A 16,118-nucleotide genomic window follows, 5' to 3' on the forward strand; every position below is an offset into this window, starting at 1 on the left:
AAACCTATGTATTTAAGGAAGGTTGTTTCTTCATATCTTCTTTATTTATACCAGCAACTCTAACTGGTTTTTTCATTGCATCTCTTCTAAATGGTTCACCAAGTTCTTGGTTAAGAATTACTTCAATAAATGTTGTAATTCCTTTCTTTTGATCTTCACAAGATTGCTTGATTGCATTTGTTGTCTCTTCCATTGTTTTAACCGTCACACCTTTAAGACCACATGCATCAGCTACTTTTGCATAACTTAATTCAGGGTCTAACTCTGTTCCAACAAAATTGTTATCAAACCATAGAGTAGTATTTCTTTTCTCTGCACCCCATTGGTAATTTCTAAATATTACCATTGTAATTGCTGGCCATTCTTCCCTAGCACACGAGCTCATTTCATTCATACTAATTCCAAAAGCTCCATCACCTGCAAAACCAATCACCGGAGTATCAGGACAACCAATTTTTGCACCTAGTATTGATGGAAATCCATAACCACAAGGACCAAATAAACCTGGAGCTAAATATTTTCTTGGTTTTTCAAAAGTTGGGTATGCGTTTCCAATTGCACAGTTATTTCCAATATCGCTTGATATAATCACATCATCAGGCATACCAGATTGAATTGCTCTCCAAGCTTGTCTTGGGGACATACGATCTGCATCTCTTTCTCTAGCTTCTTTGTTCCAGACTGTTCCTTCATCATCATCCTCATGGTCTAAGCTTGAAAGCTTTTGTAACCAAGCAGATTTTGTTTGGTGAATTAAATCTTTTCTAGCTTGTCTATCAGTATCTCCAGCAGTTGAAGAAAGTTTTGCTAAAATTTGCTCAGCAACTAATTTAGCATCACCACTTATTCCAACTGTAACTTTTTTAGTTAAACCAATTCTATCTGGATTAATATCTACCTGAATGATGCTTGCATTTTTTGGCCAATAATCAATTCCATATCCTGGTAAAGTTGAAAATGGATTTAATCTTGTACCTAAAGCTAAAACAACATCAGCTTTTGAAATCAATTCCATTGCAGCTTTAGAACCATTATAGCCCAAAGGTCCTACTGCTAGCGGATGACTTCCTGGAAAGCTATCGTTATGTTGATATCCAGAACATACTGGTGCATCTAATTTTTCAGCGAGGTTCTTTGTAGCATCAATTGCCCCGCCAATAACAACACCCGCACCTGAAAGTATTACTGGAAATTTCGCATTAGATAATAAATCAGCTGCTTTAGAAACAGCATCATTACCTCCACCTTGTCTTTCTAATCTAACAATTGGAGGTAAATCTATATCAATAACTTGACACCAATAATCTCTTGGAACGTTTATTTGCGCAGGAGCTGAACCTCTTATAGCTTTTTCAATTACTCTATTTAGAACTTCTGCCATTCTTGAAGGGTCTCTAACCTCTTCTTGATAACAAACCATGTCTTTAAATAGATTCATTTGCTCTACTTCTTGAAATCCACCTTGACCCATAGTTTTGTTTGCAGCTTGTGGTGTTACCAACAATAAAGGAGTATGATTCCAATATGCAGTTTTGATTGGAGTTACTAGTCCTGTTATTCCTGGTCCATTTTGTGCAATGACCATAGACATTTTACCTGTAGCTCTTGTGTAACCATCAGCAATTAAACCACCATTTGTTTCATGGGCTACATCCCAAAAAGTAATTCCAGCATCAGGAAAAATATCTGATATTGGCATGAAAGCTGAACCAATAATACCAAATGCGTGCTCAATACCGTGCATTTGTAAAACTTTTACAAAAGCTTCTTCTGTTGTCATTTTTGTCATAAAACTAGGACCTCTCTAAGATATAATTATTTAAAATTTATAAAATTTGTTTGTCAATTTTTGGGATTAATATATAAGATTTTTAAAATTTCAAACAAACAATTCGACACAACATTATTATGGCTACAGACATCATTATACACGACGAAAAAGACAACGTAGGAGTAGTTGTTATTGAAAAAATAACTCCTAAACAAGATTGTTCATGCTGGATCATGGAAAATGACAAGACAGTTAACATTCAATCTGAAGATGAAATCCCTTTAGGTCATAAAATTGCGATGAGCGATTTAAATGAAGGTGACACAATTATTAAATATGGTCACGACATTGGTAAAGTAGTTAAATTAATAAAAAAGGGTGAACATGTTCATGTTCACAACGTTAAAACAAAGAAGTGGTAGTATTATGGAAATTCCAAAAAGTTTTTTAGGTTATAAAAGAGAAAACGGCAGAGCCGGAACAAGAAATCACGTAATCATTTTACCAGTAGATGATATTTCTAATGCTTGTGCTGAAGCAGTAGCAAACAATATAAAAGGCACAATTGCGTTACCTCACTCATATGGAAGATTACAATTTGGTGCTGATTTAGAGTTACATTTTAGAACAATGATAGGTACTGCAAAAAACCCTAATGTTGCTGCAGCTATAATTATTGGTATCGAACCTAAATGGACAAAAAGAATTGTTGATGAGGTAGCAAAAACTGGAAAACCTGTTGAAGGTTTTAGTATTGAAGGTGCTGGTGACATTGAGACGATCATGAAGGCTTCAAAAAAAGCACAAGAATTTTCAATGTGGGCATCTGAAAAACAAAGAGAAGAGTGTCCAATAAGTGATCTTTGGATTTCAGTAAAATGTGGAGAATCTGATACTACTTCTGGCCTTGCGTCTAACCCTACAGTTGGAAATCTAATGGATAAATTAGAGCCATTAGGAGTCCATTTATGTTTTGGTGAAACTTCAGAGCTTACTGGTGCTGAGACTGTTTGTGAAAAAAGAGGTAAAACCCCAGAAGCACAGGAAAAATTCAAAAAAACTTGGAATGAATACAATGATTTCATTTTAAAAGAAGCAACAGACGATTTATCAGAAAGCCAACCTACAGCTGGAAATATTGCTGGGGGACTAACCACAATTGAAGAAAAAGCATTTGGTAATTTCCAAAAAATAGGATCTAGACAGTTTGTTGACGTTTTAACACCTGCAGAAGAACCTCAAAAAGGTCCAGGATTATATTTTATGGATACCTCTTCAGCTGCAGCTGAGTGTGTAACATTGCAAGCAGCTGGTGGTTTTAATATTCACTTATTTCCAACTGGACAAGGAAATATTATAGGAAATCCTATTGAACCAGTTGTTAAATTGACAGCTAATCCATTAACTGCAGCGAGCATGAGAGAGCATATTGATTGTGATGTTTCTAAAATACTTTCAAGAGAAATGAATTTAGATCAAGCTGGAGATGAACTAATTAAAGCTACAATTAGAACAGCAAATGGGAGATTAACTTGTGCTGAAGCTTTGGGTCATAGAGAATTTGTAATGACTAAGCTTTACAGAAGTGCTTAATTAAAAAAAACCTTTTTTTATGGTTATAAATAAGTACCTGGTATTTTTACCGGGTATAATACTTGCATTCGTTCTTTACACTCTTTCGCAAGGTTTTAATAATATCATAGGAACTGAAATACTAGGATATCAAAAAAGTCCTATATCTACTGCTATGATAGCTATCCTTTTAGGGATGTTCTTTGGAAATATTTTTAAAATAAGAGAAAGTTTTATTAAGGGATTAGATTTTACTCAAAAAAATATTCTAAAACTTGGAATAATTTGTTTAGGTATCCAATTAAAGCCTTTTGAATTTTTAGAGTTTGGCGCAATTGCTATTCCATTAATTATCATATGTATCATAAGTGTACTGGTGGTAATTAAACTTCTTATTAACAAATTAAAAATACCAAGGAACATGGCATACCTTATATCAATTGGCAGTACAGTTTGTGGTACAACTGCAATTATGGCTACAGCTCCTGTAATTAATGCGAAAAAAAATGAAATTTCTTATGCAATTGCAAACATAACGCTATTCGGAATTCTTTCGATGCTTATCTATCCTTATTTTGCAAATTTTTATTTTAATGGTGAACCTTTATTAATAGGATTATTTTTAGGAACCTCTATTCATGAGACTGCTCAAGTTGCAGCTGCTGGATTAATCTATGATCAGCAATTCAATAGTCCAGAGACCTTAAATGTAGCAACAGTTACCAAACTAATCAGAAATACTTTTTTGATTATTATGATACCCCTGTTTGCGTATCTTTATAATAGAGGCCAATCTAAAGAAAAAAAATATTCAATAATTGATATTTTTCCCTATTTTGTTCTTGGATTTGTTGCAATGATTATTTTTCGAAATGTTGGTGACCAACTTTTTATTACAAACAATAGTGAACTGTGGCTTAGCACTGTAGATGGAATTAAATCTTTTTCAAAAATATTCTTAACAATGGCAATGGCGGCAATTGGTATGTCTACAAATCTTAGAGACATAAAAAATATGGGTTATAAGCCATTTGTAGTTGGTTTTATTGGAATGGCTACAGTTGGAATAGTATGTTTAAGTACTATTGAAATATATCTTTATTTATTTAATTAAAATTCAGCTTTAGCCTTTTTTCTAAGATTTGAAAAAAATCTTCTAATAAATGCGGCACTCACACCTAGAAAAACTGCAAATAAAATTGAGAATAAACCATAAAAAAATGGCATCTCGTTGGAAAAATCTAAAATAAATGTTGAGAAGAAATTTAACTCAGCATTAACCTCAGATATAATCTCATCAGACGAATGATCTGCGAAAAATGAGTCATAGGCAATTGCAACACCTACGGCTAAAATCAAAATAGCCATTAATGCTCTTAAACCGGAGCTATCAATTTTTTCTCCTAGTTTTTGTCCAACTTGAACTCCTATTATTGATCCTACAACAAGCATAAATACTAAAAGCAAATCTATTGAACCGTAATTGAATGAATGTAAAAAAGTAACAATTACACTTACGAAAATTGTTACAAATAAAGAAGTTCCGGGTACAAGTTTAGTCGGCATTTTTATAATATAAATCATAGCAGGCACTAAAATAAATGCTCCACCAATTCCCATAATTGCAGCAATAAAACCTACAAAAAATCCAATTATAATTGGAGTGAAAATACTTTCATATAATTTTGATTTTGGAAAACGCATCCTGAATGGAAGACCATGTATCCAATAATGAACATGCAGTTTTTTTTTGACTAAAACATTTCTCTTTGCTTTATCTATTTCACCCAAGCTCTCAACCAACATTAAAGAACCAATAATTGCAAGTATATACATGTAAGCAAGTGAGATCACTGTATCAATTTTACCAATTCCTTTGAAATAAGAAAAAGTATAAATTCCTATTGCAGTACCTATTGCCCCACCGATAACAATCATCAAACCCATTTTATAATCTAAGGTATTTTTCAAATAATGCGTTGTTGAACCTGAAACAGAAGTTGCCAAAATATTATTGGCTTCGTTTGCAACAGCATAGCCAGGAGGTATTCCTAAAAAAATTAAAAAAGGTGTCATTAAAAATCCACCACCAACTCCAAAGAGACCAGATAATACACCGACAATTGCACTTAATAAAAGTATTTCAATTGGATTAACAAATACTTGAGCTATTGGTAAAAAAACATCCATGTTAAATTTAAAAGTCGTTTATTAAACAACTTAATTAAAAGTGATAAAAGTTCCAACTAAAATCACTCCCCAGTAAGCTACTAGGCTTACAACAATTCCTGCTTTAACAAATGAAGTTTTAAGATTTGAGAGTTTATTTAAAATTTTTATATTTGAAATTTGCATTTGAGCCGTCATTACACCCAGAATACTATTTGTCAAATAATAATTTAAATAATTTAATAAAATTTTTAATAGATTGTAGCACCAAAAACTTTAACCATTTCGTCTTCTATACCTAAAACTAATCGACCCAAAAATTCTCCTGGTAACTCTTTGTTTGTCTGTTTAATTAAGACAGTTACATGATCTCCTCTTCTAAGACATCCAAATGGTTCGAAGGTTTCATTTAAATTAGTGATTAGCTTGTTATTTGCCCATTGCTTTCCAAGCTCTACTTCATTGGCGCCAAAGAGCATCTGAGTTGAAAAATCTCTAGTAAATCCACCATAATCTTTGAGGTTTGAGGATTTTACTAGATTGAACCAAATAGGTTTAGCTAGCTCATATATTTCATCATCTTTTTTTGATAAAATATCCATAACTTATCTAATTCTTATTAAAGTTTTTTAAGAAGCTTTTTTCTTCTCGTTCTCATCCACGATGTGGTAGACAGGAACTTTCTCCATACTAAATTTGCCAGTTTTTGGATCTCTTCTAGAAACTGTCAAACAATGCCAATTATCGTCATCAAGTTTCATATGATCACCTCTGTAATAGTATCCTGGCCATCTAGTTTCTTCTCTAAATAACGTATGTTCAGTTACACACTGAGAAGTTAAAGCTCTATGTTTCAATTCCCAAGCTCTCATTAATTGGTGATAATCCTCAGCACCAACATGCTCAAGATCTTCTTGAAGCCACTCAAGCAGTTCAAGACCTCTCTTTAACATGTTACCATTAGTCATATAATTAGACGTTATACCGCCTACATATTCATCCATAATCTTCTGTAATCTCTGTAGACCTTGGATTGGTGATATATAACTAGGAGAAACAGTTCCTCCAGTGATTTCGTTTTGAGCAACAGTAAAGTTTTCAAGTGGTTTATAAACCATAGCTTTGAAATCTTCACATTGTTTATCTGAAACTTTAACTCCTTCAGCCTTTTTATCCTCAATATATTTAACTGCAGCTTTTGCAGCCAATCTACCCTCTGTGAATGATCCAGATGAAAACTTATGAGCACTTCCACCTACAGTATCCCCTGCTCCAAATAATCCATCAATTGTAAGCATTCTGTTATAACCCCAGAAATATTCCGGTGGTGATAAATCTTCAGGACCACTTACCCAAGCTCCTGAACAAGTAGCGTGTGAACCCATAACATAAGGTTCTGAAGTTGTTAGTTCAGGATTAGTGTATTTAGGGTCAATGTTTTGAGACGCCCATACTACAGCTTGACCAACAGTCATTCCTAAGAAGTTCTCCCAACCAACTGTTTCTAAGTGTGGATCTTGAAAAGCTTCAGTTGTAACCATATGAATTGGTCCACCACCAGCAGCAACTTCCTGAATAAAAGCATGATTTCTTAAACAAGTAGGTGTTGGATGGTGATCAATATATTCACCTACTAGCTCTTTAGTTTGATCATACCATTTCTTCTCATAATTCTCACCATTAGCGTTTTGAGTATATGTTTTTAAGTGCAAGAAATAAGCTCCAACTGGTCCATAACCATCTTTAAATCTACATAACACAATTCTATTTTCCATTTGTGTCATTTTTGCTCCAGCAGCAATCGGAAGTGCGTAAGCTGAACCATTACTCCATGGCGCATACCAAGTTCTTCCCATTCCTTCTCCTACAGCTCTTGGTTTGAAGATGTGAGAAGCGCCACCAGCTGCAACTATAACTGCTTTTGCTCTAAACACATGAAAATCACCCGTTCTCATGTTGAAGCCTACAGCTCCACCAATTCTATTATCTTGAGACTCGTCCATAAGTAAATGAGTGATCATTATTCTATTATAAATTTTATCCGCAGATTTTTTTGCTGCCTCAGCAACAATTGGCTTGTAACTTTCACCATGGATCATGATCTGCCATTTACCTTCTCTTAAATATCTTCCAGTTTGCTCATTTTTCATCATTGGAAGACCCCATTCATCAAACATGTGAACAGTAGAGTCTACATGTCTTGCCATGTCGTAACCTAAATCTTCTCTAACCATTCCCATTAAGTCATTTCTAGCGTATCTAACATGGTCTTCAGGCTGATTTTCTCCCCATTGCATTCCCATGTAACAATTGATTGCGTAAAGACCTTGAGCAACAGCCCCACTTCTATCTATGTTTGCTTTTTCTACACAAACAATTTTCATCTCTCTTCCCCAGTGTCTAGCTTCGAACGTAGCACCCGTTCCAGCCATACCACCACCAACAACTAATATATCGCAATCTTCGTAATGTGTTTTATGTCTAGCCATTAGTAATAAACTCCTTTTTTAAAAGACTCTTTTGGAACCGATGGCAATTCACCATCAATATTTAAACCTTCTGGCTCAGTATAAAGTCTTTGTGAATTAATCTCACCTTGATTTGGTTTATCACCTTCAGCAAGTTTTGGAATAAATTTTCCCCATGGTTTTGTAGTAATTGGAGAAACAAAGTTTTTCTCAGTTCCATTTCTAAATTTTATCTTCCAAGAAATTGTTCCTTTTTCTTCTTCTCTTCTAACTCTAACGCTATGACCCATAGGAGCAAAATCGGCATAACCTCTTACGTCAATTGCATGATTTGGGCATGCTTTTACACATGAATAACATTCCCAACAAAAGTTAGGTTCAATATTTTTGGCACGTCTGATATTTTCATCTATATGCATAATATCTGATGGACAAATATCTACACAATGACCACAGCCATCACATCTTGTCATGTATACAAAAGTTGACATAATTATTTATTCTCCTTTTTTAATTTCATAATATTAATAGTGTTTAGGTTGCTCTCTTTTAATACCTAAACCAAACTGTTCAGGCGCGTCAGCAGGAGGAGGTAAGTTGTCTCGTGAACCATCCGCCTCTGCTAAATTTTTTTGTATTGCTGCACCAGGTTTATAAAACATGTGTGCAAATTTAGACCAATAAACTCCTCCAAATAAAACTAAATTTGAAAGAACAAATAAAGTCAAAAATAAATAAGATAATCCAGCTTGACCGTTAGATTGAGTGTAAGACCATAACAAACCAAAAGTTGAACAAGCTAATAAAGCTAAAACAAATAAATCAGCTTTAATTATTCTGTACCATGGGTACGCTTCAGCAGATACATCTACTCTTAAGAAAAACCAGAACCAATAACCACCAATACAAGTAAGTATTGCCCCTACATGCCAAACCATAGACCAAGTAGATGAAGTAGGCTTATCAGCTCCTGTATAACAAAATACTAAAACAGCTGATGCAACCCAAAATAATATTGTTCCATACATTCCAAGAACGTGCGCAAGTCTTCTCTTTCCAAATCCAAGTTCTGCAGTTGTGCCGATATCATAAACTGTCGTCTTTGCGATAATTGAAGCTCTTTCTCCTGTGCTCAATTCCTTAACAGCATTTGCTTTTGCTTTTTTGGCGTTATTAAAAAAATAAGTAACATTTTTGTGAACAATCATCTGTATAACTGTTCCAACTGCAATCAAAATAACCATAGCAATTATGAAGCTTTGCATTGCAAAAGGTGAAACTGTTTCAGCTAAAATTGAAAAAGGATTTGTAGATAACATAATTTTTAATAATTTATAAAGTTAGTTTGAGATTTTCTAATCTAGTTGAATAAAGAGTTCAACCAAAACTATTGCGCAATATTGTCATTAATAACAACTTACGGTTTACGTTTGTAATGTTGCTTATTAGGAATTACTGATCTTACCCCACCTTGAGGGTTATCAACGTCACCTTCTCTTCTTGGTATCAAATGAACATGGCAATGCATAATGGATTGACCCGCAATTTTTCCAGCATTTGTGCCAATATTAAATCCTTTTACAGTATTATCTTTCTCTAAAATTTCATTTTTAATCATTCGGATAAGATCATTGCAGGCGATCAACTCATCATTAGTCATGTCAAAATAATCTTTAATATGTCGCTTCGGAATTATTAAACAGTGATGATCACAAACAGGGTAAGAATCATAACTGGCATAAGCAAGATCATTTTCATGAGCAATACCACTTTTTTTTGAGTCACAAAATAAACAAGGGTTGTTTGGATCTCTCATGTTGAAATTAGAGTATTATATATTTTACTAAGTTTATTAAAGAAAATATTTTTTCTATTTTTCCATTTTAATTCATCTATTTTAGACACAGGTGTTACCCCTTTGCCTGATCCAATAAGAATTACCTCCTCATAATCCTTAATTTCTTTAATTGATATATCTTTAAAATTAATTTTAATTTTTTTGCTTAAAAACTTAAGTGTATTTCCAAAATAACAATTTTTTTTTGGAGAAAATATTTTTCCATTTTTAACAAAGACTAAATTTGAAGTACCAGTTTCTAAAATTTTATTGTTTACAACTAAAGCAATATCACATTTTGATGAGTCGACTTTACTAAGTTTTGCTAAAATTTTTTTGTAATAAAGATTTTTATAATTAGGCTCAATTCTTTTATATTTAAACAATAAAAGACTAAAATTTTTTTTAACTTTTGGTCTTTTTCTTATGGATATTGAAATTAGTTTTTTATTTAGTGCAATTCTAAATAAATTATCAGGACCTTTGTACAAAGTATTTTTTTTAATTAAATCTAAAATAATATTTTTTAAGTTTTTTTTTCTAATTCCATATTTTTTTGTAGATTTTATTAAATTTTCTAAATGGGGTTTTATTAATAATAAATTGGGAGGTTTCCCTATCATCCTCATGGTGGTAAATACTCCTCTAGAGCCCCAAAGATCTTTGAAAGGAACCTCTTTAAGATTACTAAGCTGATAAGATTTTTTTAATAAGAGTGTTACCATTTTTTGTTAAAAAAGATTCTGGGTGAAATTGAAATCCATAAACTTTATCAGTATTATTTTCAATCGACATTGCGGAACCCGAAATAGCACATCTCATAGTTATATCAAAATTTTTAGCTTCAAAAGGTTCTTTTAATTTTAAGGAATGATATCGCCCAACTTTAAATATTTGGCCTTTTTTATATAACTTACTATTTTCATTTACTATTACGTCTGATTGGAAGCCATGATAAATTTTATTTTGTTCAATTATTTTTCCTCCCTCAGAAAATAGGATTTGTTGAAATCCCAAACAAATTCCAATAATTTTTTTTTTACCTTTGTATTTTTTGTATATTTTTGTAGTTAAGGGATAATCTTTTGGTGAACCTGGTCCTGGAGAAAGTACAATAGTTGAGGCTTTATTTAATTTTGATTTTTTAATTTCATTAAAATCACTACACTCAACTCTATCAAATAAAGAAAATTGGTGCACAACGTTATGTGTAAAGGAGTCTTTATGATCAATTACATATATCATTTGAACAAATCTATTAACGCTTTTGCTTTAATATAATTTTCATTAAATTCATGTTTTGCAGTGCTATCTACAACTACTCCTGAAGCTACAGAAATTTCAGACATATTTTTATAATTTAAAATTGACCTAATAATTATATTAAATCTCATGTCTCCATTAAATTTTATAAAACCAAAACTACCTGTGTAAATGTTTCTGTTTTCTTTTTCTTGATTATTTAAAAGATTAAGTGTGCTTATTTTAGGACAGCCAATAACTGAACCTCCAGGCATCATTGCTTTAATAATATCTAAAGTGGATTTATTATTTTTTACTTTACCTCTTATCAAGCTTACATAATGAAAAAGATCCTTATATTCCTCAACAGTTTTTTGTTTAGCTATTTTGACTGATCCAGGTGAGCATATTTTTGATAAATCGCTTCTCTCCATATCTACTATCATATTATGCTCTTTTGTTTCTTTAATGTTTTTTCTAAAAAAATTTAATGCTTTTTTTTTATTTAAAGTTTTATTTTTTTTTAAAGTTCCAGCTATTGGTTTGGTTTCAATAATATTACCCTTCTTTAAAATTAATGTTTCTGGCGAACAGCTAATAATAGAATAATTTTTATCTTTTATTAAAAATGCCTCTGGTGCCAAATTAGATTTAGACAATCTACAAAAAAACTCTAATGGATCTATAATTGAATTGTTTTTATATTTTGTACAAATTTTAATTTGGTAAGTTTCCCCTTTTTTTATCTTTTTTTTAAAATTTTCAAAAATTTTTTTATATGTTTTTATATTAATATTAATTTTAAATTTAGAGTATTTTTTTTTTGTTTTATTAAAATCAATTAATTTTTCATTTAAATTAATTATTTTACTTGGTTTATAAAAAATTCCTTTTGGAAAATTATTAGAATTTTGCTTAGGAATTTTTACCCCTATTAAATTGTTAAGAAGTTCATAACCAAAAAATCCAATATACAAATCAGTTTTTTTTGGTTTAATTTTTTTATTATTAAATTTATTTAAAAATTTAACTATATTTTGTGATGATAAAATTTTTTTTTCAGTAAATTCACTATAAAGATCAAATCCTTTTTTTGATTTGTAGATAATATATGATTTATTGGAGCTATTAATTTTTTGTAAAATATTTTGTGTCAATTTTTTATTCTATTCTTAATCTTAATACCGGCTCTTCTTTTATAGGCAAATGAACAGTTGCTGCAAATATTGATAACATGATAGCTAAATACCAAGCATAATCATAAGATCCATATAGATCATAAAATAAGCCTCCTAGATAAGCGCCAAAAAAAGCACCTATTTGATGACTTAAAAATACTATTCCATACAATAAACCTAAAAATTTTGTTCCAAAAATATGTGCAACGATACCACTTGTGGCAGGAACGGTTGATAGCCATAAAAAACCAAAACTTGCTCCAAATATAAATGCATTGAGTGTACTAGGTGGAAGAAAGATGAAGAAAATTATTGAGAAACCCCTAAGCGTATAAATCGCACTCAAAATAATTTTCTTACTGATTTTAGTTGATAGATAACCACTAAATAATGATCCAAAAATATTAAATAATCCTATTAATGATAAAATTGCTGCTGCAGTCCAACTTTCTAATCCTCTATCAATAACATATGTTGGAACATGAGTTCCAACCAAAGTGATGTGAAATCCACATACAAAAAAACCTAGTGTTAGCAATATATAACTTTTATTTTTAAAGGCTTCATTTAATGCCTGTAAAGTACTTTGACCATTTGGTTTTTCTAATATCTGATCACTAGAAGGTGATCTAACAAAAAAAGAAATAATTAATCCCATAATCAAAAATAATAAAAACCATAAAAGAGTAGTTTCCCATCCATTATTATTTAAAGATAAATTTGTAAAAATTGGTGAAACAAAGTAGCCAAATGAACCAACTGCTGTGACTATACTCATTGCAATTGTTCTATTAGATAGTGGAAAATGTTTTCCTACAACAGACATTGGAATACTAATAGCGGTTCCACCCAATCCAATACCGATTAAGATGCCCATATCTAGCTGAAAATAGAGATTGGTATTTGGACCAGCATATAAAAAATAAATTCCTAAAATATAAAATATAAAAGCCAACATTATAGCTTTATGGCCTCCATACTTGTCTGCAATTGCCCCAAAAATAGGTCCTGTTAATCCCCACATCAACATCTGTAGACCAATTGACAATCCAGATTCAGTAAGGGAAATATTTAAATCATTTTTAAAGTCTGAAAAAAATAACCCAAAGGTTTGTCTTACTCCCAAAGAAACTAAAACTACAAAACATGCTGCCAATAATGTAATTAAAGCTGTTTTGTTTCTAATAAACTTTTCTGAGGCCATTAATTATTTTAGGTGTTTTAGGGCCTGCTTAATATCAGCGATAAGGTCGCTAGGATCTTCTAAACCAATGTGTAATCTAACTATATACTCGTTTTTTGCTAATTTAAGATAACTTCTATTTCCTTGTTCTCTAACATTTTGATGTAATGCTAAACTTTCAAACCCTCCCCAGCTATAACCGTGTCCAAATAAATTTAAATTATTTACAAATTTAACAACTGCTTTTTCACTTTTGGCTTTAATTCTTAAACCCATTAAACCTGAAGCACCTGAATAATATTTCTTCCACATTCTAAAATTGTAAGAGTCTTTTTTGTATGGATAAAGCAATTTTATATTTTTAAATTTAGATAAAAATTCTGCTACTTTTTTTGCATTTTCTCTGTGCCTATCCAATCTTACATCTAAAGTTCTTAATCCCCTTGTAATCAAATAAGCATCATCAGGTCCTAATCTTAAACCCGTAATTCTTTCTGCTGCTTTAACTTTGGGAAAAACTTTTTTATTTACTGCTAGACTTCCACCCATTACATCAGAGTGTCCAGAATAATATTTTGTTGCTGAAACAATTGCCATATCAAAACCAAGTTTAATAGGTTTTAAAAAATATGGGGTTCCCCAAGTATTATCAATTGCTGTTAAAATTTTATGTTTTTTTGCAATTGAAATAATTTTACCTAAATCTTGGAAATCAAATGTATTGCTTCCTGGGTTTTCTACAAAAATTAATTTAGTTTTTTTTGTAATAGCTTTTTCTAATGTCTTAAGATCATGAGGATTATAAAAAGTTGTTTTGATTTTAAATTCTTTTAAAAAGTTTTCTGTTAACAACCTTGTTGGACTGTAAACTGTATCAGCAACAATTATTTCATCACCAGGTCTTGTCACACTAAAAATTGCAAGAAATACAGATCCAAACCCAGTAGGTGTTAAAAAAGTAAAGTAACTTTCCTCTAGTTTAGATAAAATTTGTTGTAATATATGAGTCGTTGAAGTTCCTTGTCTTCCATAATCAAAATGTCCGCCAGTAGGATTTTTTTTAGCTTTCTCTTGGGTTTTTCTAATATCTTGCATCGATTTGAAAATAATCGTTGATGCACGCACAATTGGTGGATTTACAGACTGATTGTGAAAATCTTTAGCAGTATGTTTTAAAAATGTTTTAAAAGAATTGCTCATAATAAAATTTGATATGTTTAAAAGACAATGCTATATCCCGTAAAAAACGTCAATAAATTAATAAATAGGACTAAATGAGTTATCCGAAGAAACATAGGGGTCGAAGAAAACAAGGCTCCAAAAAGAGAAGAGCAAAAAGAAAAAATAAGAAGAAATAATTCTTTTATTCTTTAATCCAACCACCACCAAGAACTCTATGACCATATTGGTCTTTGCTATAGAATACGCATGCCTGCCCTGGAGATATTCCATCCTCAGGATTTAACAGATGAACATTTGCAGTATTGTTATCTTTTATATCTACTTTTGCCTCAAGAAGACTACCTGTTGATCTAACCTTTACAAATATATTTTGATCAAGATCTTTTTTATCAGTTAATAAATTTAAATCTTTTAAAGATATTTCTTTTTTTCCAAGGTTTTCTTTAGGTCCTACCAAAATTTCATTTTTATCTGAATTTATTTTTAAAACATATAAAGCTTCTTTATCTGAAACCTTAATTCCCTTTCTTTGTCCAATTGTAAAATTAATAATTCCATCATGAACACCGATTACTTTTCCATCTAAATTTTTAATATTCCCTTTTTGAAAAGAGTCTGGTCTAAATTTTCTAATTACTGATGCATAATCTCCATTAGGCACAAAACAAATATCCTGACTATCTGGTTTATCAGCTACATTTAAATCCAACTCTTTAGCAATTTCTCTTGTTTTATCTTTTAACATTCCACCTAATGGAAATCTTAAATAATCTAATTGCTCTCTTGTTGTATTGAATAAAAAATAACTTTGATCTCTATTTTCATCAATTGCTCTATACATATTATTGGTATTGTTTGATGTAATATTTTTTACATAATGTCCTGTAACTAATGCATCTGCTTTAAGATCTTTTGATACTTCAAATAAATCTTTAAACTTTACTGTTTGATTGCACTGAACACATGGAATTGGAGTTTCACCTTTTAAGTAACTATCAACAAAGTTATCTATTACCCCCTGTTTGAATTTATCTTGATAGTATAAAATTTTATGCTCAATACCTAATTTATGAGCAACACGTTTTGCATCCATTATATCTTGACCTGAACAACACTGTTTAGATTGCGCTACTTCTTTTCCGTCATCATAAAGTTTAAGAGTTATACCTATAACTTTATAACCTTCATTTTTCATAATCCCAGCTACAGTTGATGAGTCTACACCACCAGACATTGCAACAACGACTGTTGTATCTTCAGGTTTTTTGTCAATTCCGATAGAGTTTAATTCTTTATTCATTAGGTGGTATTTATACTTATTTACAATATAAGTTAAATTAAATGATTTTAGATTATGAACCAGGTGACAAAGTCACTAATCCTGAGAATAAAGAATGGGGCATTGGACAAGTACAATCAATTATAAAAGATAAGGTTACTGTTAATTTTGAAAATGCAGGTAAAAAAGTAATAAATGCAAAAAATATAGAATTAAAAAAAATAGGTAAATAAAAAG

At 31.2% G+C, this 16,118-nt stretch carries 18 protein-coding genes; 4 read left to right on the forward strand and 14 right to left on the reverse strand.

What is annotated here, in order from left to right:
* Positions 1-4 precede the first annotated feature (4 nt).
* Positions 5-1,789 (reverse strand): sulfoacetaldehyde acetyltransferase, encoded by a 1,785-nt coding sequence (xsc, locus tag ACTTAX_RS02340; protein ID WP_440692557.1) that lies wholly within the window; start codon positions 1,787-1,789, stop codon positions 5-7.
* Positions 1,790-1,908: 119 nt separating this feature from the next.
* Here xsc and ACTTAX_RS02345 point away from each other — a divergent pair, with 119 nt between their 5' ends.
* The 3 genes from ACTTAX_RS02345 to ACTTAX_RS02355 are packed head-to-tail and all read left to right on the forward strand — an operon-like array spanning position 1,909 to position 4,457.
* Positions 1,909-2,193 (forward strand): UxaA family hydrolase, encoded by a 285-nt coding sequence (locus tag ACTTAX_RS02345; RefSeq protein ID WP_440692559.1) that lies wholly within the window; start codon positions 1,909-1,911, stop codon positions 2,191-2,193.
* Between the two features lie 4 nt (positions 2,194-2,197).
* On the forward strand, positions 2,198-3,364 hold the full coding sequence (locus tag ACTTAX_RS02350) for a UxaA family hydrolase (protein WP_440693745.1): 1,167 nt from the start codon (positions 2,198-2,200) through the stop codon (positions 3,362-3,364).
* Between the two features lie 19 nt (positions 3,365-3,383).
* The gene (locus ACTTAX_RS02355) at positions 3,384-4,457 is read left to right on the forward strand and encodes a YeiH family protein (protein WP_440692560.1); all 1,074 of its coding nucleotides are present in this window, start codon (positions 3,384-3,386) and stop codon (positions 4,455-4,457) included.
* On the opposite strand, the gene ACTTAX_RS02360 is transcribed toward ACTTAX_RS02355, so the two are convergent.
* The 13 genes from ACTTAX_RS02360 to mnmA all read right to left on the reverse strand — a co-directional run bounded on the left by ACTTAX_RS02360 (position 4,454) and on the right by mnmA (position 15,902).
* Entirely contained in the window at positions 4,454-5,533 is a 1,080-nt protein-coding gene (locus ACTTAX_RS02360) for a sulfite exporter TauE/SafE family protein (protein ID WP_440692561.1), read from the reverse strand. The genes ACTTAX_RS02355 and ACTTAX_RS02360 overlap by 4 nt on opposite strands.
* A gap of 30 nt (positions 5,534-5,563) precedes the next feature.
* Complete coding sequence (locus ACTTAX_RS02365) at positions 5,564-5,710, reverse strand: hypothetical protein (protein ID WP_440692563.1); 147 nt, start codon at positions 5,708-5,710, stop codon at positions 5,564-5,566.
* Between the two features lie 53 nt (positions 5,711-5,763).
* On the reverse strand, positions 5,764-6,114 hold the full coding sequence (locus tag ACTTAX_RS02370; RefSeq protein ID WP_440692565.1) for a hypothetical protein: 351 nt from the start codon (positions 6,112-6,114) through the stop codon (positions 5,764-5,766).
* 27 nt (positions 6,115-6,141) lie between these two features.
* A complete protein-coding gene (gene aprA, locus ACTTAX_RS02375; protein ID WP_440692566.1) occupies positions 6,142-8,001 on the reverse strand; it encodes an adenylyl-sulfate reductase subunit alpha in 1,860 nt (619 codons plus the stop codon).
* Complete coding sequence (gene aprB / locus ACTTAX_RS02380; protein WP_075506608.1) at positions 8,001-8,471, reverse strand: adenylyl-sulfate reductase subunit beta; 471 nt, start codon at positions 8,469-8,471, stop codon at positions 8,001-8,003. The genes aprA and aprB overlap by 1 nt, the downstream gene beginning before the upstream one ends.
* Positions 8,472-8,504: 33 nt before the next feature.
* On the reverse strand, positions 8,505-9,299 hold the full coding sequence (locus tag ACTTAX_RS02385) for an adenylyl-sulfate reductase (protein WP_440692568.1): 795 nt from the start codon (positions 9,297-9,299) through the stop codon (positions 8,505-8,507).
* Positions 9,300-9,397: 98 nt separating this feature from the next.
* Positions 9,398-9,796 (reverse strand): HIT family protein, encoded by a 399-nt coding sequence (locus ACTTAX_RS02390; RefSeq protein WP_440692569.1) that lies wholly within the window; start codon positions 9,794-9,796, stop codon positions 9,398-9,400.
* Positions 9,793-10,542: an aminotransferase class IV gene (locus tag ACTTAX_RS02395; RefSeq protein ID WP_440692570.1), complete on the reverse strand. Its 750-nt coding sequence runs from the start codon at positions 10,540-10,542 to the stop codon at positions 9,793-9,795. Before ACTTAX_RS02395 ends, ACTTAX_RS02390 begins: the two co-directional genes overlap by 4 nt.
* Positions 10,505-11,062 carry an aminodeoxychorismate/anthranilate synthase component II gene (locus tag ACTTAX_RS02400; protein ID WP_440692571.1) on the reverse strand — a complete coding sequence of 186 codons (558 nt, stop codon included), beginning with the start codon at positions 11,060-11,062 and terminating at the stop codon, positions 10,505-10,507. The genes ACTTAX_RS02395 and ACTTAX_RS02400 overlap by 38 nt, the downstream gene beginning before the upstream one ends.
* On the reverse strand, positions 11,059-12,216 hold the full coding sequence (locus ACTTAX_RS02405; protein ID WP_440692572.1) for a chorismate-binding protein: 1,158 nt from the start codon (positions 12,214-12,216) through the stop codon (positions 11,059-11,061). The genes ACTTAX_RS02400 and ACTTAX_RS02405 overlap by 4 nt, the downstream gene beginning before the upstream one ends.
* 4 nt (positions 12,217-12,220) lie before the next feature.
* Positions 12,221-13,441: an MFS transporter gene (locus tag ACTTAX_RS02410; protein WP_440692573.1), complete on the reverse strand. Its 1,221-nt coding sequence runs from the start codon at positions 13,439-13,441 to the stop codon at positions 12,221-12,223.
* Between the two features lie 3 nt (positions 13,442-13,444).
* Positions 13,445-14,620 carry a trans-sulfuration enzyme family protein gene (locus ACTTAX_RS02415; protein ID WP_440692574.1) on the reverse strand — a complete coding sequence of 392 codons (1,176 nt, stop codon included), beginning with the start codon at positions 14,618-14,620 and terminating at the stop codon, positions 13,445-13,447.
* Between the two features lie 163 nt (positions 14,621-14,783).
* Entirely contained in the window at positions 14,784-15,902 is a 1,119-nt protein-coding gene (mnmA, locus tag ACTTAX_RS02420) for a tRNA 2-thiouridine(34) synthase MnmA (RefSeq protein WP_440692575.1), read from the reverse strand.
* 41 nt (positions 15,903-15,943) lie between these two features.
* On the opposite strand from mnmA, the gene ACTTAX_RS02425 reads away from it, so the two are divergent.
* Positions 15,944-16,114 (forward strand): DUF3553 domain-containing protein, encoded by a 171-nt coding sequence (locus ACTTAX_RS02425; protein WP_440634941.1) that lies wholly within the window; start codon positions 15,944-15,946, stop codon positions 16,112-16,114.
* The last annotated feature ends 4 nt before the right edge of the window (positions 16,115-16,118 follow it).

The organism is Candidatus Pelagibacter sp. HIMB1695, assembly GCF_052047655.1.
Lineage (GTDB): Bacteria > Pseudomonadota > Alphaproteobacteria > Pelagibacterales > Pelagibacteraceae > Pelagibacter.